General features: G+C 57.2%; 22 protein-coding genes. 5 read left to right on the plus strand and 17 right to left on the minus strand.

The genetic code is table 11. The features are described 5' to 3' along the window. Positions 1 to 45: 45 nt before the first annotated feature. From ACKXGA_RS08765 to ACKXGA_RS08835, 15 genes are all read right to left on the minus strand, one after another. Entirely contained in the window at positions 46 to 489 is a 444-nt protein-coding gene (locus ACKXGA_RS08765; protein ID WP_423729302.1) for a DUF6773 family protein, read from the minus strand. A 3-nt stretch (positions 490 to 492) separates the two neighbouring features. Then, complete coding sequence (locus ACKXGA_RS08770) at positions 493 to 690, minus strand: helix-turn-helix transcriptional regulator (protein WP_005934630.1); 198 nt, start codon at positions 688 to 690, stop codon at positions 493 to 495. A 291-nt stretch (positions 691 to 981) separates the two neighbouring features. Continuing rightward, a complete protein-coding gene (locus ACKXGA_RS08775) occupies positions 982 to 1,419 on the minus strand; it encodes a GNAT family N-acetyltransferase (protein ID WP_117505800.1) in 438 nt (145 codons plus the stop codon). Positions 1,420 to 1,500: 81 nt separating this feature from the next. Further along, positions 1,501 to 1,686 (minus strand): hypothetical protein, encoded by a 186-nt coding sequence (locus tag ACKXGA_RS08780; RefSeq protein ID WP_097773200.1) that lies wholly within the window; start codon positions 1,684 to 1,686, stop codon positions 1,501 to 1,503. Then, positions 1,679 to 2,206, minus strand: a complete 528-nt coding sequence (locus ACKXGA_RS08785; RefSeq protein ID WP_117477050.1) for a hypothetical protein — start codon at positions 2,204 to 2,206, stop codon at positions 1,679 to 1,681. Before ACKXGA_RS08785 ends, ACKXGA_RS08780 begins: the two co-directional genes overlap by 8 nt. A 1-nt stretch (position 2,207) precedes the next feature. Next, complete coding sequence (locus ACKXGA_RS08790; RefSeq protein WP_156058694.1) at positions 2,208 to 3,158, minus strand: ROK family glucokinase; 951 nt, start codon at positions 3,156 to 3,158, stop codon at positions 2,208 to 2,210. 185 nt (positions 3,159 to 3,343) lie between these two features. Next, a complete protein-coding gene (tatC, locus tag ACKXGA_RS08795; protein ID WP_156058696.1) occupies positions 3,344 to 4,147 on the minus strand; it encodes a twin-arginine translocase subunit TatC in 804 nt (267 codons plus the stop codon). A 3-nt stretch (positions 4,148 to 4,150) separates the two neighbouring features. Further along, positions 4,151 to 4,357, minus strand: coding sequence for a twin-arginine translocase TatA/TatE family subunit (gene tatA / locus ACKXGA_RS08800; RefSeq protein ID WP_005934643.1), 207 nt, complete (start codon positions 4,355 to 4,357; stop codon positions 4,151 to 4,153). Between the two features lie 94 nt (positions 4,358 to 4,451). Beyond that, a complete protein-coding gene (locus ACKXGA_RS08805; RefSeq protein WP_097771348.1) occupies positions 4,452 to 4,982 on the minus strand; it encodes a twin-arginine translocase TatA/TatE family subunit in 531 nt (176 codons plus the stop codon). Between the two features lie 223 nt (positions 4,983 to 5,205). Further along, entirely contained in the window at positions 5,206 to 6,090 is an 885-nt protein-coding gene (locus ACKXGA_RS08810; protein WP_423729303.1) for a fumarylacetoacetate hydrolase family protein, read from the minus strand. 15 nt (positions 6,091 to 6,105) lie between these two features. Then, complete coding sequence (locus ACKXGA_RS08815) at positions 6,106 to 6,657, minus strand: DJ-1 family glyoxalase III (RefSeq protein WP_005934650.1); 552 nt, start codon at positions 6,655 to 6,657, stop codon at positions 6,106 to 6,108. 72 nt (positions 6,658 to 6,729) lie between these two features. Continuing rightward, entirely contained in the window at positions 6,730 to 7,029 is a 300-nt protein-coding gene (locus ACKXGA_RS08820) for a YerC/YecD family TrpR-related protein (RefSeq protein WP_423729304.1), read from the minus strand. 103 nt (positions 7,030 to 7,132) lie between these two features. Further along, positions 7,133 to 7,624: a GNAT family N-acetyltransferase gene (locus tag ACKXGA_RS08825; protein ID WP_215696949.1), complete on the minus strand. Its 492-nt coding sequence runs from the start codon at positions 7,622 to 7,624 to the stop codon at positions 7,133 to 7,135. A gap of 8 nt (positions 7,625 to 7,632) precedes the next feature. Further along, positions 7,633 to 8,154 (minus strand): nitroreductase family protein, encoded by a 522-nt coding sequence (locus tag ACKXGA_RS08830; protein ID WP_005934653.1) that lies wholly within the window; start codon positions 8,152 to 8,154, stop codon positions 7,633 to 7,635. Positions 8,155 to 8,291: 137 nt separating this feature from the next. Further along, positions 8,292 to 8,474, minus strand: a complete 183-nt coding sequence (locus tag ACKXGA_RS08835) for a hypothetical protein (protein ID WP_005934654.1) — start codon at positions 8,472 to 8,474, stop codon at positions 8,292 to 8,294. A gap of 434 nt (positions 8,475 to 8,908) precedes the next feature. On the opposite strand from ACKXGA_RS08835, the gene ACKXGA_RS08840 reads away from it, so the two are divergent. The 3 genes from ACKXGA_RS08840 (at position 8,909) to ACKXGA_RS08850 (ending at position 11,109) form a co-directional block, all read left to right on the plus strand. Further along, positions 8,909 to 9,856, plus strand: a complete 948-nt coding sequence (locus tag ACKXGA_RS08840) for a hypothetical protein (protein ID WP_423729305.1) — start codon at positions 8,909 to 8,911, stop codon at positions 9,854 to 9,856. 100 nt (positions 9,857 to 9,956) lie between these two features. Next, on the plus strand, positions 9,957 to 10,544 hold the full coding sequence (locus tag ACKXGA_RS08845; protein ID WP_035394617.1) for an RICIN domain-containing protein: 588 nt from the start codon (positions 9,957 to 9,959) through the stop codon (positions 10,542 to 10,544). Between the two features lie 76 nt (positions 10,545 to 10,620). Next, on the plus strand, positions 10,621 to 11,109 hold the full coding sequence (locus ACKXGA_RS08850) for an NUDIX hydrolase (RefSeq protein WP_154277125.1): 489 nt from the start codon (positions 10,621 to 10,623) through the stop codon (positions 11,107 to 11,109). A gap of 103 nt (positions 11,110 to 11,212) precedes the next feature. Here the strand turns inward: ACKXGA_RS08850 and ACKXGA_RS08855 are convergent, their stop codons facing one another. Beyond that, the gene (locus ACKXGA_RS08855; RefSeq protein WP_423729306.1) at positions 11,213 to 12,271 is read right to left on the minus strand and encodes a PTS transporter subunit IIC; all 1,059 of its coding nucleotides are present in this window, start codon (positions 12,269 to 12,271) and stop codon (positions 11,213 to 11,215) included. A 363-nt stretch (positions 12,272 to 12,634) separates the two neighbouring features. Between ACKXGA_RS08855 and ACKXGA_RS08860 the strand changes: the two genes are divergently transcribed. After that, entirely contained in the window at positions 12,635 to 14,131 is a 1,497-nt protein-coding gene (locus ACKXGA_RS08860; RefSeq protein WP_423729307.1) for a GH25 family lysozyme, read from the plus strand. A gap of 3 nt (positions 14,132 to 14,134) precedes the next feature. Continuing rightward, positions 14,135 to 14,965 (plus strand): HAD family hydrolase, encoded by an 831-nt coding sequence (locus tag ACKXGA_RS08865; protein ID WP_423729308.1) that lies wholly within the window; start codon positions 14,135 to 14,137, stop codon positions 14,963 to 14,965. 187 nt (positions 14,966 to 15,152) lie between these two features. Here ACKXGA_RS08865 and dnaJ read toward each other — a convergent pair whose 3' ends face one another. Further along, positions 15,153 to 16,322 carry a molecular chaperone DnaJ gene (dnaJ, locus tag ACKXGA_RS08870; RefSeq protein WP_035394621.1) on the minus strand — a complete coding sequence of 390 codons (1,170 nt, stop codon included), beginning with the start codon at positions 16,320 to 16,322 and terminating at the stop codon, positions 15,153 to 15,155. Between the last annotated feature and the right edge of the window lie 12 nt (positions 16,323 to 16,334).

Here is a 16,334-nt window from a genome sequence, read left to right on the forward strand (position 1 = left end):
TGTTGTGGAAAAATAAAGGGCTGTCCCCTCTTCGTATGTATAATATTATTCCTCATCCTTCGGGTTGTCCAGATGCTTGCGCTGTCTGCGTGTCAGTGCGGCGCACAGCTGCAGCAATGCAAAACACAGGATACCGGTAAAAACACCGGCAATGACAGCACCGACCCAGTATCCATAGGAAAAACCGCTGATCAGCGTAACCGCCACCACAGCAACCAGAGAACACACGGCATTGGCCGGGGCCGTATCCAAAAGGTGACGATCCCACAAACCATTGCGCAGACACGCAACACACATATAGATGCAGCCGATCATAAATACAACCCACTCTCCGGCAGCCTTGTCCGCAGCCCCGAACATCGTCTGCACGATCCACGCCGCCAGAAGGCTGCCCCACATCAACCAGAAGCCACGCCCCTCAATTTTGCGCAGAGTTTGCTCCTGCATCTCGTCCAACTGGTTTTTCTTGCTGTACAGTGAAAATCTCATAACTCATTCCTCCCAGAACAGTTCATCCAGTGTTTTTCCCAAAATTTTGCAGATGCTGCGGCAGAGATTGATAGTGGGGTTGTACTCGCCCTTTTCGATCGCGTTGATGGTCTGGCGCGAGACCCCAGCCGCTTCTGCCAATGCCCCCTGCGTCATATCTTTTTCCGCGCGGGCAGCTTTCAGTTTCAGATTCTTCGGCATCCTGTCACCTCGTCTATTTCCTGTGAGGGTGAACTCGTTCCCTCGGATACAGAATAGCACTCACCAAACATTATGTCAAGTATAATTTACTTTTTGTCTTGTATTTTATATTTCAAAAATAGAAAAAGCCCCGTGTCCGGCATATCGCACCGGCACGGGGCTTTGCAATGATTTCAGAAAAACGTTCCCGGCCCGCCGGGATGTAAGGATGCAACCGGACGCGCTCCAAAATCCCGGAGATAGTGCTGTTCCAGTTCGTCCGTTTTTGCCTCAAAAATAACCACGGCAGATTTACAATCGTTTTTTCATCAGCTTCAGGTTCGTTGCTTCTGCCATCCCGAAGCCGCCGTAAAAGTGCATGTGATGCGCATCATCCGGACAGACCAGTTCAATCATCTGTGCGCCGCGTTCCCGCACACGCTGTTCCACTTCTTGGAGAAGTAATCTGCCATACCCCTTGTTCTGATACTCCCCGAAAATCAGGATCTCGTCGAGATAATAGAATGTAAAATCATCGTAGCTTTCCAAAAAACCGATGACAAGCCCTGTTGGAATATCGTTGTCATCTTCTTGCATCAGGCAGAGGGAATCCTCCATCGTTACCATTTGATGGATTCGCTTATATGCCTTTTCATAAGTCCAGCACCCGCCAGAATGTTGGTTGTAGTGGTTCATGTAGAGCATTGCTACTTTTTCAATATTTTCCTCTGTAATAGGGGTATAGTTCATTGATTCAGCTCCTTCTTCTTATAAAATAAAAATCCCCATGCCCACACGATTGAGATGCAGGCATGGGGCTCAACCATTTTATCAGGTCGCAGCTTTCTGCAAGTAAAACTCACTTTCTGCCACACGGGTCACAAAGTCGTATTCCAGACGGGTCGCTCTGGATGGATTGATATTGTACCTCTTACAAACTGTGCGGAAATAGGAAAAATATTCCCGATCTTCCTCATTCAGCGGTGTGACCCAGCTTCTTTCCATCGGTTCATTCATCTGCATTCACCTCGTATTCTGCAATCAATCTTTGTGCAGCATCTTCCCAGAGTACTAACCGGAATGGGTCATATCTCCCTACCGGACGTGCTCCAAATTCGTGAAGATAGTATTCCAGAAGAGTATCCGTTTTTGCTTTGAACAGTACCACGCCATCATAGCCATGATTGATAGATTCCTGTACTGCATATGCAAATAATGCCTTTGCAATTCCCTGATACTTCTTTTCCTTTCCATTCTGATGCAGAAGATTTGCATTGCTTTCCGGCTGACTTTCCAGATAGACAAGTTCTACTGCCAGAAACCGATCATCGCAGAAGTAAGACATCAAACCCAGCAATTCCTGTTCTTCTGTTTTCAGTGCAACACGATTCGGGAAATATGCAGTGTCCATCGTTTTCCAATTCGTCTGCCATCCCATGCTGGCAGTCTGCTGAAAATCCAGCTTTCCCGCCGCCACAACATGTACTGGCACTTTTGCACCATCCTGCAACCGGGTAACTTGCAGATTCAGCTTCATCTTATTCTCCCACGATGAGCCGCACAGCACCATAGATGCCGGCATCATTGCCGAGGGTAGCAGCAACGATGGGGGTCTCGCGGCAGGAGCTGAAGGCATAGGTCTTGAAATGCTCCCGCAGGGGGTTGAAGAGGACATCTCCGGCACGGGCGACACCGCCGCCCACCATAAACATCTCGGGGTCGGTGGTGGAGGCAATGGAGGCCAGCGCCATGCCCAGGGTGTCGGTCATCTCGTCTACCTCACGGGCGGCCAGTGCATCGCCTGCACGGGCGGCATCAAAGACATCCTTGGCGGCAAAGTCGGTGCCGCGCAGGGTGCAGGGGGTGTCCGGGTTCTCGTCCAGCAGCTTCTTCATACAGCGGACCACGCCGGTGGCGCTGGAATACTGCTCCAGGCAGCCGTGCTTGCCGCAGCCGCAGACCGCCGTCTCGTGGGGGTTGACGGTGATGTGGCCGATCTCACCGCCTGCACCGTGGGCACCCTCGATGATCCTGCCGTTGACGATGACACCGCCGCCGACACCGGTGCCCAGCGTGACCATCACCGCGCTGCGGCAGCCCTTGGCACAGCCCATCCAGATCTCGCCCAGCGCGGCCACATCGGCATCGTTGCCCACCAGCACCTTGATGCCGTCCAGCAGGCCGGACAGCTGGATGGAGACGTTCCGCTCACCCCAGCCGCCGAGGTTGGCGCAGACAATGGGCACAATGCGGCTGTCCAGCACAGGGCCGGGCACACCGACACCCACGCCCTCCACCTGCTCGGCAGTGATGCCGTTTTCCTGCATCTTGTCCTTCACGGCCTTGGCCAGGTTCCCGAGGATGTGTTCCCCTGCATTGGAGGTGTCGGTGGGCACCTCCCACTTTTCCAGCAGAGCGCCCGCCGTGGTGAACAGGCCCACCTTGGCCGTGGTGCCGCCCAGGTCGATGCCGAATGCGTACTCTTTCATATTCATTTACCCCTTCTTTGCGGCGGTCAGGCCGCCGGTTTTCTCATCGTTATCATTATAACATATCCATTTGCAAAAGACAGCGGCTGAAACAGGATTTATGCAAAAAGCCGAAAATTCGTTTCGATTTTTGGCAAAGCAAAAGGCCCTCCCGCAGTGGGAGGGCCGGAAAGCCTTGAGAGAACTTACTCCTCGTCAGAGGATTCCTCTTCGTCATCCTCGTCATCATCATCCGTCTTGGGCTTATAGAAAATGCCGCTGAGGAAGATGCTGATAAAGTACAGCAGGCACATGGGCACAGCCACAAAGCACTGCGACACGATATCGGGCGGGGTGATGATGGCTGCGACCAGGAAGATCAGGACAATGGCAACGCCGCGGCCCTTCTTCATGATCTCGGGGTTTGCAATGCCCATCTTGGCCAGAATGATGGTGACCAGAGGCATTTCAAACACACAGCCAAAGATGATGAACATGGTCAGGCAGAGGTTGATGTAGCTCTCGATGCTGATGGATGCCGTGATGTAATCGGTACCCTCCAGCGTGACGAGGAAGTTCAGCATGAACGGCAGGGTGACCTTGTAGGCGAACAGCACACCTACGCAGAACAGAGCCAGACCGAACAGCAGCACCAGCCGGAAGAAGAATCTCTCGCTCCGTTTCAGGCCGGGTTTTGCAAAGGCGTAGACCTGATACAGCGCCACCGGAATGGTCACGATCACCGCAGCGATCAGGGACACCCGGAAATACTGCATCAGCTTTTCCTGCGGGGCCAGGAACACGAAGGTGTAGTTCGCATTCATTGCCATGGCCGTCAGCAGGTCGATCAGCTTATCCGAAATTGCCAGGAAGCCGATCACGCCCACTACAAACACCGCCGCGCAGATGATCAGCCGGTTCCGCAGCTCTTTCAGATGTCCGGTCAGCGTCATGCTGCCGTCGTCCGACATGACTTCGGCTTTCTTTTTGCGCTTCACGTTGGTAGCCACAAATTACTCCTCGTCCTTCTTCTCAGCCTTTTCCTCGGTCTTGGTCTCGGCAGGCTTGGCGTCGCCGTTCTCATCCACGTCTTCCATACCTTCCTTAAAGTTCTTCATGGTCTTGCCGAACATCTTGCCCAGCTTCGGCAGGTTCTTGGGTCCAAAGATGACCAGAACGATGATCAGAACAATGATAAGCTCCTGAGGTCCGATTCTCATAATAATAATCTCCTTTTTACTCTTGCCGCGCCGCTCTGGCGGGCTGGATTCCAGTTTTTATCCTACAACCGCGGGCGCGGGTGTATCCATGTACTTAGACCTTTGCCTCTTCGGCAGGGGCAGCCTCCTCAGCGGGAGCAGCCTCGGCAGGGGCTTCGTTTGCAGCGGGGGCCTCCTCGGGCTTTTCCTCTGCAGCAGGCTCTTCTGCCTTTTCCTCTGCCTTCACAGGCTCAGCGGCAGGCTCCTCCGCCTTAGCGGGCTCCTCGGGCAGCTCCTCCACGGTATCCTCCAGCTCGGCCACTTCCTCGACCTCTTCGGCCTTCTTGGCTTCTTCCTTGCTGGTCTTACCGATGTTGGTAAAGCTCTTGGTGACATCCTTCATGCTGTCGTCGATGTCCTTCTTGATGTCGGTCAGGGGAGCAACGGCTTCCTTGATGGGGGCCTGGATCTCGTTCAGGGGCTCCACCACATTCTTCTGGATCTCCTCGGAAGCGGCACCGGTGTACTTCTTCAGCTCCCGCAGCATCTTGCCGAGCTTGCGGGCATACTCGGGCAGCTTATCGGGGCCGATGACCACGAAGGCCACGATGGCCACCAGGATCAGCTCTGTAAAACCAATTTTCATAGCGTTCCAATTCCTTTCCTCTCACACAACAGGCATCCTTTGCGGCCTGCCGTGCTGTTACTGCACAGGGGATGCGGCGCGGTGTGCGCCTTTGTTGCCCTATGTATACCGGAAGTGTGTGAACTTCAAATGAACTTATTTTGAACAGTATATGAACAAGAGCAATTTTGTCATCAATTATATAACCATTCGGATATTTACACTTAGATATTGCATTTCGGAATCACTTGACCAGATTGGTCAGCGTACCAATGCCATCGATTTCGCACCGCACCACATCCCCGGGCTTGAGGAACTGCGGCGGGTCCATGCCCATGCCCACGCCCGCCGGGGTACCGGTGGCAATGATGGTGCCCGCTTTCAGGGTCATGCCCTGCGAAAGCTCGGCAATGACATGGTCGATGTCAAAGATCTGCAGGGCGGTATTGGAATCCTGCCGCTTCTCGCCGTTGACAAAGCTGCGGATGCCCAGCCTGGGCGGGTAGTCGGCAAAGGCATCTGCCGTGACGATGCAGGGCCCGATGGGGGTAAAGCCGTCCAGACTCTTGCCAAAGTACCACTGTTTGTGCGCCGTCTGCACATCCCGGGCCGAGACATCGTTCAGGATGGTGTAGCCGAAGATATAGTCCCGGGTCTGACCGGCGGGCACATCCCTGGCATCCCTGCCCAGCACCACAGCCAGCTCACACTCGTAATCCAGCTTTTTCACCAGATCGGTGTGGGCCTCGATGGGGCCGCCGTCCGGCACGGCGCGGGTCACGCGCTTGGAAAAGTAGATGGCATCCTCGTGCTTTGTGGCAAAGGCAGCGGCAGAATATTTCTCCGCCTCATCGGAGTGGGCCATATAATTGATGCCCAGGCAGATGACATCCTGTGCCGGGGCCGGGATGGGGCTTTCCAGCGTGACGGCCTCCACAGGCAGAGCGGGAATGCCCGCAATGGCCAGCGACAGCCCATACCGCACCTGCGGGGTCAGAAACGGGATGGCCTCGCTCAGGGTCTCATAACTCAGGCCCAGCCAGCTCAGCGGCCAGACCTGCCGTCCATCCTCCGATAAAATCGCCGGGTCTTCCACACCGTCCGGCAAACGGCAGGTAATAAAGCGCATACCGTATCCCCTTTCTCAGTGCCGATACGCAATGGCGTTCCGGATACGCTCCGCCTCTGCCTGACCGGCCAGCTGGCGCACCAGTTCCAGTGCAAAGGGGATGGCACCGCCCAGCCCATAGCTGGTGGTGATGTTGCCATCCACCACGACCTCTTCATCGTGGACGATGGCACCGGCCAGCTGATCCTGGAAGCCAGCGTGGGCGGTGGCGTTCCTGCCCTCCAGCAGGCCAAGAGAGGCCAGGATGCTGGGGGCGGCACAGATGGCGGCCACCTTCCGGCCGGCCTTGGCAAAGGCGGCACAGGTCTCGGTGACCGTCTTGTTGGCGGCAAGGTTGGGTGTGCCCGGGATCCCGCCGGGCAGAACGACCATGTCCACATCGGAATAATCCACTTCCTCGGCCAGCGCATCGGCGGTCAGGTGGATCTTATGGCTGCTCACCAGCTCCCTGCGGCCCATGGCAGAGGCCACGATGACCTCCACCTTGGCGCGGCGCAGCAGGTCTACCACCAGCAGGGCTTCACACTCCTCGGTGCCATCGGCAAAAAATACAACTGCCTTACTCATCTTTACAGACTCCCTTCTAAAAAAGCGCACCGCAGGGCGGGTGCTCCCCTGCCCCGCGGCGCGCGGTCCGTGTTATTCTTCGGCGGGCTGTTCCGCCTTTTCTTCCAGCAGGCGGCGCAGCACACTGTCATCCTTGCTGATGACCCGGCTCACCCGGCTGATGATGGCGCTGGACGCACCAATGTTGCCCATGATGCTGGTATAGCTCTGCTTGTTGACCAGCTTTTCCGCGATGTTATACCGCTGCTCCATTGCACTGAGCTCGGCGTAGCTGCACACATCCTGCAAAAAGCGGTAGCACTCCTCAGGCGTTCTCAATTCCAGCAATGCAGAATACAGGCCGGACTCTCCGGTGGGATGATCTTTTGCCATGGCTTGTTCCTCCCCTATCGTTCAGGTTGGGTCTGGCCCGCGCGGGGCACTTCAATACACTACTTTATTGTAGTGCAAACGCGGCAAAAAATCAACGGGAAATTTACAGCATTTTTTCCAGTGTGGTCAGCTGCATGGGAATGCCCGCAGCTTCTGCCTCGGCGGGGCCCAGCACGCGGTAGCCCTTGGTCTTGAAGAACTGCAGCACTGGCAGGCACTTGGTGTGCACCTCGCAGTACAGGCGGCCCCGGCCCTCACCCCGGGCCAGACGCTCGCAGGTGGCCAGGATATCCCGGCCCAGTGCCTTGCCCCGGTACTCGGGCCTGAGGTAGAGGTGGAGCAGGTGCAGGGCCGTGTTCTCCATCTTCCAGGCAAAGTAGCCGATGGTCTTGCCGCCCAGCACCACGAGGAAATAGTTCACATCGTTGTCGATATCTGCCTCAATGGCATCGGCGCTCTGCAGCGTTTCCACCAGTGTGTCCAGCTGCTTTGCGGGGTAATAGCGCTTGTAGACCTCGTGCCAGATCTCACTGGCAAGGTCAGCGTTGGCGTGAATGTATTTGGCCTTTGCGACCAGCTTGTAATCGGGTTTCATAGTGCTCCTTATGCGTATACGATATAATCCGGCTTGCGGGGGGCGGCGGGCCGGGGTTCCTCTGCCGGGTAGCCCAGAATGCAGTGGCCCACACCGATATAGTCCCCTTCAATGCCCCACTTTTTCAGCAGGGCCTTGCCCTCTTCGGTCTCGAACTCTTCCTTTGCGCGGTTGATCCAGCAGCTGCCCAGCCCGATGGCGGCAGCAGCATTCATCAGGTTGCCCATCACAAGACTGCCATCCTGCACGCCACAGCGGGCATTGGCATCCGCCAGCACCACCAGAATGGTGGGGGCACCGTACATGGGGTCGCCCGTGTTACCCATCACGGCAGCATTCATCCGGGTGAGCTGGGCGCGGGTCTCCGCATCCTGCACCACCACGATCTTTGCGCTCTGGCGGTTCATGGCGCTGGGGGCAAAGGTGCCTGCGCGCAGAACGGCTTCCAGCTCCTCTTTCGTGATCTGCTCCGGCTTGTAGGCGCGGCAGCTGCGGCGGGTCTCAAGGGTATGTAAGGTCTCATTGGTCATAGCAATTTCCCTCCCGAAAAGTTCTGGTGTTATTGTACCATACAACGCCGTAAAGTGCAAAACAAAAAGGCGGCTGCGCCTTCCTTTTTGAAAGCGCAGCCGCCTGATTGCTCTTCGTTGGTTTGGAACGAGATGTTTTACAGCGCGGTCTTGATGTTGTGATGCGTGGAGCTGTAACGAACAACTGCTTCCATCAGGGCAACGGGCCACAGAATGACCTTACCCAGGATCTCGGCCGGCTTGACATCCACCGTATCCATGCTGTTGATGCCGAACAGAACCAGACAAGCAATGCCGCAACCCAGAATGTAATAGTACATAAGTCAAACCTCCTATATTTTTCTCACAGGCTTACGCCTGAAGCTCAAGTGTCGGCGGGGCGCTTTCCGCTTTCCGCATCCTTACTATACCGCAGTTTTGATATAAAGTCAATATCAAAAAACGTGAAACAAATTAAAGTTTCTTTTGAAAGCCGTTTTGTTCATGTAAATAAAGTAGCGAAGTCCGCTTTGCTTTATAAATGTGAAGTCAGTGTTCTGAATTGGCCGTGAGCCGGAAACAAATTGTTCCTGTTCTGCCCTGAAAGAGGCCGAAAACGGTCGTTTTGTACTTGTAAGAAAAACAGGAAATGGTGCACAAAGCTCCATCTGCAATTTTGTGCAGAGCGCCCTGCAATAACAGCTGTTTTTCATACGTTTACAGGTTAAGGAAAGACGTGTCGGAATTTTTTGTTTTTTGAAGTGAGGACACCGCCATGAAGAAAATTTTTCGCAAAAAATTTTTTGCTTTTTTCCTCTCGGCCCTGCTGGTGCTGGCCCTTTCCCTGCCCGTTTTTGCGGACATGGGCCCCAAGCCCTCGGTCACGCTCAAGCTCTATTACACACCGGGCCAACGCTATGCGGTCACCCTGCTGGGCAATACGGCCCTCAACGGCCCCTGGACCGCCCCGGCAGACTACCGGGAGCGGATGGGATCCCGCGAGGCCTGGGAGGCCTTCCGGAACTACCCCGCCCCCGAGGGCTACTACTTTCTGGGCTATTTTCAGGAATACCCCGGCGATGCCGATGCAGAGTTCGTCTGGGGCTACTACCCGCCCAACAAGTTCTATGTTTTGCTCTATAATATAGAGACTGGTACATTCTACCGCAGTCAGGAGCCGGTGGAGCGCTATGCCTTTTCCAGCGAGTGGCAGGTGCTTCTCGATTCCCAAGACGGCCTGCGGGTCTACCATAACCGCAACGATTCTGACATCCTTTCCTCCTTTGCCGCCCGGGTGCTCATTACCCTGATTTTAGAGCTGACGTGGGGCATCCTGCTTTTCGGGCTGCGCGGCCCCGCCCAGCGCGCTCTCATCGGCAAGGTCAACCTTGCCACGCAGATCATCCTGAACCTTGGGCTGTGCTACGGCACACTCTACCTCGGGCCGATGTGGGGCAATTTCCTTTATTTTGCACTGGAGGTGCTGGTGTTCTCCGTGGAAGCCTTTGTCTACAACCGGTATCTACCCTGGCCGGAGGGCAAAAAGCCTCACCCCATCCTCTATGCGCTGACCGCCAATCTCCTTTCCTTCGGCATCGGGCTGGAATTGAACACCCACTGCACCAACACGCAGATCCGGCTGATCGGGCTTGTCTGTCTGGTGTTGTGGTACGCCGGGCCGTGGCTCTGTCGAAAGCTGCAGAAAGTGCAAAATGCACAATAAAAAGAAAAATATTCGTCAAGAATCAATCTTGTTGCGCACCGGGAAATCCGCTATAATAGAAGCGTCAAACCAGATTTTACCGGAAAGGAGACACGGACGTATGGCAAAAGCATCTCAGGTCGTTTTACTGGAAAATGAGTTTTACCTCATCAAGGCACCCAATGGGAAGGTGTTGGAGATCAAGAACTTCAACACGGAGAACGGCGCGGCCATCCGTCTGTGGGACTACGCCGGGCATCCGTGGCAGCAGTGGCAGTTCGTGGACGCTGGCGAGGGACGCTGGCGGATCAGGAACCGCTTTACAGGCAAGTTCATCGATCTGGCCCTGGGCGGCGTGGTCGAGGGCACCTGGCTGCATCAGTGGGGCCGCACCAGCGGGCTGAGCCAGTGCTGGGAGCTGGAGTCCACCCGGAATGGCCGCACCCGCATCCGCAATGTGCTGGCCGACAAGTACATCGACCTTGTGGGCATGAACACCTCCAACGGTGCACAGGCCCAGATCTGGAATTACGTCTCGGGCGGCAATCAGGAATGGAACCTTGTGCGCGTTGACCCCGACACCGCGCAGACCAACGCCCGTGCCGAGGAAAAGCGGGACCCGGAGCCCACGCCCTCCCAGCGCAAGCACCAGAATGATCTGGTGCGGAAGCTGAACAACGCCGGAAAAGGCCGGGCCGCACGGAAATAAGAAACGATAAAAGCGTCCCACAGGGGGCTCCCTGTGGGACGCTTTTTGTAATGCTGACAGAAACGGAGAATTGCTGATGGATCCCAAATTTCCCATGCGCAACACCACCCTGTGCTATCTGGAACAGGATAATGCCTACCTGATGCTCCACCGCGTGACCAAGAAGAACGACCTGAACCACGACAAATGGATCGGTGTGGGCGGCAAGTTTGAGCCGTTTGAAAGCCCGGAGGACTGCCTGCTGCGGGAAGTGCAGGAGGAGACCGGCCTCACCCTGACCTCCTACCGCTGCCGGGGTGTGGTGACCTTTCTTCTGGGCGAGCTGACCGAATACATGTTCCTTTACACCGCCGATGCCTGGACGGGCACACTGGTAAAGGATGCCGCCCGGAACGAGGGCATTCTGGAATGGGTGCCCAAGGAGCAGGTGGAGCAGCTGCCCATCTGGGAGGGCGACAAGATCTTCTTCCGCCTGCTCGAGGAGGACAGACCCTTTTTCTCGCTCAAACTCCGATATGAAGATGATACGCTGGCTGAAGCCGTGTTGGACGGGAAACCTTTATAACTCCCTCAGTCACGGCTTTGCCGTGCCAGCTCCCTCGGAGAGGGAGCCTTTTAGCCTCCCTCATTGAGGGAGGTGGCATCGCGTAAGCGATGACGGAGGGAGTTTAGTTCAGCTTCAGCTCGCCCTCTTTGATCCAGCCCAGCTTGCGCTCGATCTCGCAGAAGAGAACGCTCAGGACTGCGGGCAGAACAAAGCAGATGAGGGCCATGGCAGCCCAGTCCATGGGGGTGATGGCGGCCTTGGTGCCGGCGGCGATATCGTTCACCCAGCCGGTGTACACGCCGATCTGGCCCACCAGACCGCAGGTGCCCATGCCGGAGGAGACCGCCGCGCCGTTCATCTCAAAGTGGAACAGGCAGGTCGCCAGCGGGCCGGTGATGGCCGAGGCCAGCGTGGGGGCGATCCAGATGCGGGGATTCTTGATGATATTGCCCATCTGGAGCATACTGGTGCCCAGGCCCTGGCTGACCAGGCCGCCCACACCGTTCTCCTTATAGCTCATCACGGCAAAGCCGACCATCTGGGCGCAGCAGCCTGCCACAGCAGCGCCGCCCGCCAGACCGGTCAGGCCCAGAGCCGCGCAGATGGCGGCAGAGGAGATGGGCAGGGTCAGCGCCACACCCACGATGACAGACACCAGAATGCCCATGACCAGCGGGGCCTGCTCAGTGGCCCACATGATCAGGGTGCCCACCTTGCTGGCGGCAGCACCGATGGGAGCCGCAATGAGCATGGAAAGGCCCACGCCCACAAAAATGGTCACCAGCGGGGTGACAAGGATATCGATCTTGGTCTCCTTGCTCACGGCCTTGCCCATCTCAGCAGCCACAATGGCAATGATCAGAACAGCCAGCGGGCCGCCTGCGCCGCCCAGCGCATTGGCCGAGTAGCCCACGGTGATCAGGCTGAACAGCACCAGCGGGGGGCAGTGCAGTGCCCAGCCGATGGCACAGGCCATGGCCGGGCCGCTCATGGCCGAGGCATAGCCGCCCAGATCGACCAGCACCTCCAGCCCGGTCTGCTGGCCCAGCGTTTTGATGATGGTGCCGATCAGCAGGCTGGCGAACAGGCCCTGTGCCATGGCACCCAGAGCCTCGATGAGATAACGCTGCGGCGTGATGACGATATCCTTCCGCTTCAAAAAGTCCTTTACACTTGACATAGACTCTTCCTAACCTTTCTCTCCCGGCCCATTGCGCGGGAGCTTTCCGTGTCAAGTATCATACCATACACCTGTCAAGACAGCAAGAGGAGGCCGCGTTTTTCGTCCAAAGCGACAAATTTCACAGCTTTGGATGCAATGATTCTGCTTTCCTGCTCGTTTTTACTGTGGAGCGTGTTTTTCTTTCCGCTTTTTCTGCCTGACGCGATGCCGGAGCACAGCGAACTGATTGACGGCGACCCGGGTTTGGGTGTATACTGGGAGAGTAAAAATAGCTTTATCCGCAATGATGCGAGACTATATTGGCGGGCCGGTGCAGTTCGTGTATCCTGCCCGGTCCAGCTTGGAGGCAGAGCAAGCGGCATGAAACCAACATCTTTCAAAAAATCAAGCAAGAACGGCACCGGCCGCAGCATCGGCCAGGCTGTTGCGTGCCTTGTGATGGCGGCAGCCATCACCATTGGCGGTGCGGGCACCACCTTCCTGCTGGCATCCCAGCCTGCGGGCCTGACGGTCGAACCCGCCGCCCTGCAGACTGAGGGCAGGGTCACCCTGCCCAAGTTCGATCATAAGAGTGACCGGAGCGAGGCAAAGGCCGAGAGCACCCAGCCAGAGGAGAGCGCTTCTTCTCAGGAGCAGACCGCAGCCAGCACTCCAGCTGCACCCGTGGCCAAGGCGGAGAACACCGCCGCCCCGGCAGAGAGCACCGCCCCCGCTGCGGAGCCCGCTGTGCAGCCGGAGGCTGTCCCCGCCGACCCCATGGCCGGGGATGCTTCGGAGATCGAAAACGAGAACTCCTTCCCCCACTTCCTGACAGAGACCGAGGCGCTGGCCGCTGAGGACCCGATGGCCGCTCCCGAAGAGACCGCCATCCTGCCCGAAACGGAGGAGACCGCCCCCGTAGCCGAGGAAGCGCCTGCCGCTTCCGAGAACGGCGAGGATGTGCTGGCCGAAGCCCAGATCAAGGATATCAACGGCACCGTTCTGCTGACCCCCGAGGAGATCCGGGATGCACTGGACAGCGGTACGCTGGACGAAGAGAGCATCGACCCCACCTGCCTGACCGGTGAAAACGGCCTGTTGCAGTGGCTGTGGGAATTCTTCTTCGGCAAGGATGAGGAAGAAACGCCCCAGTATTCCGGCTGGCGCACCGAAAACGGCAAGACCTATTACTACGACCAGAACACCCACCAGCCCGTCACCGGCATCCAGAGCATCGACAACAAGCTCTATTATTTTGATGCCTCCGGCGTGCAGCAGCCCGCCACCTTCGGCATTGATGTTTCCAAGTACCAAAGCAGCATCGATTGGGACAAGGTGAAAACGGCAGGTGTGGAGTTTGCCATCATCCGTATCGGCTACCGCGGCTACGGCTCCGGCGCGCTGGTGCAGGACCCCAAGTTTGAGGAGCACTTCACCAACGCCCGCAACGCCGGGCTGCGGGTTGGCATCTACTGCTTCAGCCAGGCCGTCAACGAGAACGAGGCCCGCGAGGAAGCACAGGCCTGCGTCTATGTGCTGAATGGCCGCCAGCTCGATTACCCCATCTACTTTGATACCGAGGCTTCCGGTGCAGGCAACGGCCGTGCCGATGGTCTGGGCGTGGAAGACCGCACCAAGTGTGCCGTGGCTTTCTGTGAAGAGGTCAAGGCACTGGGCTACAAGCCCGGCGTGTACGCCTCCACCACCTGGTTCCGCAAGCGGCTGGATATGAGCCAGCTGTCCAACTACTACATCTGGAACGCCCACTACAACGTGGCCTCCAGCCCCATTGCCTGCAACATGTGGCAGGGCACCTGCACCGCCCGCATCCCCGGTTACGGCGGCCAGATCGATGTGAACATCAGCTATATGGGTTAAGTTATGGACCGTATCCGCTTGATCGCATCCGACATGGATGCCACCCTTCTGGACGAACAAAGTCAGCTCCCGGCAGACTTTGAAGAGACGATCCATGCACTGGCAGAGCTGGGCATCCGGTTTGCTCCTGCCAGCGGCAGACCGCTCTATACGTTGGAAGCCATGTTCCCCACCTTACAGGATGAGCTTGTTTTCATCGGCGACAACGGCGGTGCCATCCGCTGGAAGGGGCAGAACCTCTTCACTTCGGAGATGTCTCCGGAAGGCTGGCGGGCGCTGAACCGCCTGACCCGGGAGCAGGGCGATATTGCGGTTCTCTGCGGTCTGGAAAGTGCCTATGTGGAGCGGCCGTTTGCCGTCCACGATGCCGTGCTGCGGCATTTTTACACCAAGATCGAATATGTGGACCGGCTGGAAGATGTCACCGCCCCTGCCGACAAATTCACCATCTACCTGCCACAGCACAATGCGCAGCAGGCTTACGATACGGTCTATGCCAGTCAGCGGAGCATCTACTCCGTAGCCGTTGCCGGTGAATGCTGGGTGGACATCATGAATCCCGGTGTCCACAAGGGTGCCGCCCTGCAAACGCTGGGGCAGCTGTGGGGCTTGCCGCCGGAATGCATGATGGCCTTTGGCGATACCTACAACGATGCCGAGATGCTGCGTACCGCAAAATACGGTTTTCTGATGGAAAACGGCAGCGAACCGCTGCGCCAGAAGGTTCCTTTTCTGGCCCCTTCCCACCGGGAAGCCGGTGTCATGCAGGTCTTACACCGTGTTCTGGCACAGAACGGTTGTGTCTGTCCGGAGGATTTTGTCCCGGCACATTAAATTCAAGCATAAAAAATGGAGCTGTTACACATCTCGTGTAACAACTCCATTTTTGTTTAGCGTGCTCACCCTCTCCGTCTTTGCTTCGCAAATCCACCTCTCCCGAAGGGAGAGGCAAGTGCTCTTGGCTCCCCCTTTGGGGGAGCTGGCGAGCGTCAGCGAGACTGAGAGGGCGAGGCCGCCAATCTTATGCAAACATATCCTTCAGCTTCTTGAAAAAGCCCTTGCGCTTTTCGTAGTTTTCCTCTTTCAGGGTGCCCTCAAACTTCTTCAGGGCATCCCGCTGGGCCTTGTTCAGCTTCTTGGGGATCTCCACCTCGCACTTGACGTACATATCGCCCCGGCCGCGGCCGTTCAGATACTGGATGCCCTTGCCGCGCAGGCGGAAGGTGGTGCCGCTCTGGGTGCCTTCGGGCACGGTGTACTCCACCTTGCCGTCAATGGAGGGCACGGTGATGCTGTCGCCCAGAACCGCCTGGCTGTAGGTAATGGGCACCGTGACCCAGACATCATAGCCGTCACGCTGGAACACCTCGCTGGGCCGGACCGTGACCATCACGATCACATCACCGGCAGGGCCGCCGTTGGCACCGGCATCGCCCATGCCGCGCAGTGCAAAGCTCTGATCGTCGTCGATGCCCATGGGGATAGACACCTCCAGCGTCTTCCTGGCGGCAGTTTTGCCGCTGCCGTGGCAGACCTTGCAGGGGTTCTTGACCAGCTTGCCCTTACCGCCGCAGCGGGAGCAGGGCTGCTGGGTCTGCATCACGCCAAAGGGCGTGCGCTGCTGCCGGATGACATAGCCGCGGCCGCCGCAGTCCGGGCAGGTCTCGGGGCTGCTGCCGGCGGCGCAGCCGCTGCCATGGCACTCCGTGCACTCCTGCTGGCGGGTGATGGTGATGTTCTTCTTGCAGCCATGCACGGCCTCATCAAAGCTCAGGGTGATCCGCACACGGATATCCTGGCCTTTGCGGGGGGCGTTGGGGTTTGCCTGACGGGCAGAGCCGCCAAAGCCGCCGAAACCGCCGCCAAAGATATCACCGAAGATGTCGCCCAGATCGACTCCATCGCCGCCAAAGCCGCTGAAGCCGCCCGCGCCGCCGCCGTTCTGGGCTGCATAGCTGGGATCAACACCGGCAAAGCCGTACTGATCGTACAGTTGGCGCTTCTTCGGGTCCGAAAGCACCTCGTTGGCTTCATTGACTTCCTTGAACTTTTCCTCGGCATCCTTATCGCCGGGGTTGTAGTCCGGGTGGTACTTCATGGCCAGCTTGCGGTAAGCCTTTTTGATCTCCGCATCGGTGGCCGTTTTGGATACTCCCAGCACTTCATAGTAATCGCGCTTTTCCTGTGCCATAACCATACCTCT

This window comes from Faecalibacterium hominis (ex Afrizal et al. 2022) (assembly GCF_049545105.1).
Classification (GTDB): domain Bacteria; phylum Bacillota; class Clostridia; order Oscillospirales; family Ruminococcaceae; genus Faecalibacterium; species Faecalibacterium duncaniae.

What these genes read in the sequence shown, in the direction of transcription:
- ACKXGA_RS08825 (WP_215696949.1), bottom strand. Translation starts at nt 7,624, where the DNA reads ATGAAACCCGATTACAAGCTGGTCGCAAAGGCCAAATACATTCACGCC.
- ACKXGA_RS08855 (WP_423729306.1), bottom strand. Translation starts at nt 12,271, where the DNA reads ATGTCAAGTGTAAAGGACTTTTTGAAGCGGAAGGATATCGTCATCACG.
- ACKXGA_RS08780 (WP_097773200.1), bottom strand. Translation starts at nt 1,686, where the DNA reads ATGAATGAACCGATGGAAAGAAGCTGGGTCACACCGCTGAATGAGGAA.
- ACKXGA_RS08820 (WP_423729304.1), bottom strand. Translation starts at nt 7,029, where the DNA reads ATGGCAAAAGATCATCCCACCGGAGAGTCCGGCCTGTATTCTGCATTG.
- ACKXGA_RS08775 (WP_117505800.1), bottom strand. Translation starts at nt 1,419, where the DNA reads ATGAACTATACCCCTATTACAGAGGAAAATATTGAAAAAGTAGCAATG.
- ACKXGA_RS08785 (WP_117477050.1), bottom strand. Translation starts at nt 2,206, where the DNA reads ATGAAGCTGAATCTGCAAGTTACCCGGTTGCAGGATGGTGCAAAAGTG.
- ACKXGA_RS08765 (WP_423729302.1), bottom strand. Translation starts at nt 489, where the DNA reads ATGAGATTTTCACTGTACAGCAAGAAAAACCAGTTGGACGAGATGCAG.
- dnaJ (WP_035394621.1), bottom strand. Translation starts at nt 16,322, where the DNA reads ATGGCACAGGAAAAGCGCGATTACTATGAAGTGCTGGGAGTATCCAAA.
- ACKXGA_RS08865 (WP_423729308.1), top strand. Translation starts at nt 14,135, where the DNA reads ATGGACCGTATCCGCTTGATCGCATCCGACATGGATGCCACCCTTCTG.
- ACKXGA_RS08770 (WP_005934630.1), bottom strand. Translation starts at nt 690, where the DNA reads ATGCCGAAGAATCTGAAACTGAAAGCTGCCCGCGCGGAAAAAGATATG.
- ACKXGA_RS08790 (WP_156058694.1), bottom strand. Translation starts at nt 3,158, where the DNA reads ATGAAAGAGTACGCATTCGGCATCGACCTGGGCGGCACCACGGCCAAG.
- ACKXGA_RS08810 (WP_423729303.1), bottom strand. Translation starts at nt 6,090, where the DNA reads ATGCGCTTTATTACCTGCCGTTTGCCGGACGGTGTGGAAGACCCGGCG.
- ACKXGA_RS08805 (WP_097771348.1), bottom strand. Translation starts at nt 4,982, where the DNA reads ATGAAAATTGGTTTTACAGAGCTGATCCTGGTGGCCATCGTGGCCTTC.
- ACKXGA_RS08850 (WP_154277125.1), top strand. Translation starts at nt 10,621, where the DNA reads ATGGATCCCAAATTTCCCATGCGCAACACCACCCTGTGCTATCTGGAA.
- ACKXGA_RS08860 (WP_423729307.1), top strand. Translation starts at nt 12,635, where the DNA reads ATGAAACCAACATCTTTCAAAAAATCAAGCAAGAACGGCACCGGCCGC.
- tatA (WP_005934643.1), bottom strand. Translation starts at nt 4,357, where the DNA reads ATGAGAATCGGACCTCAGGAGCTTATCATTGTTCTGATCATCGTTCTG.
- ACKXGA_RS08845 (WP_035394617.1), top strand. Translation starts at nt 9,957, where the DNA reads ATGGCAAAAGCATCTCAGGTCGTTTTACTGGAAAATGAGTTTTACCTC.
- ACKXGA_RS08835 (WP_005934654.1), bottom strand. Translation starts at nt 8,474, where the DNA reads ATGTACTATTACATTCTGGGTTGCGGCATTGCTTGTCTGGTTCTGTTC.
- ACKXGA_RS08815 (WP_005934650.1), bottom strand. Translation starts at nt 6,657, where the DNA reads ATGAGTAAGGCAGTTGTATTTTTTGCCGATGGCACCGAGGAGTGTGAA.
- ACKXGA_RS08840 (WP_423729305.1), top strand. Translation starts at nt 8,909, where the DNA reads ATGAAGAAAATTTTTCGCAAAAAATTTTTTGCTTTTTTCCTCTCGGCC.
- ACKXGA_RS08830 (WP_005934653.1), bottom strand. Translation starts at nt 8,154, where the DNA reads ATGACCAATGAGACCTTACATACCCTTGAGACCCGCCGCAGCTGCCGC.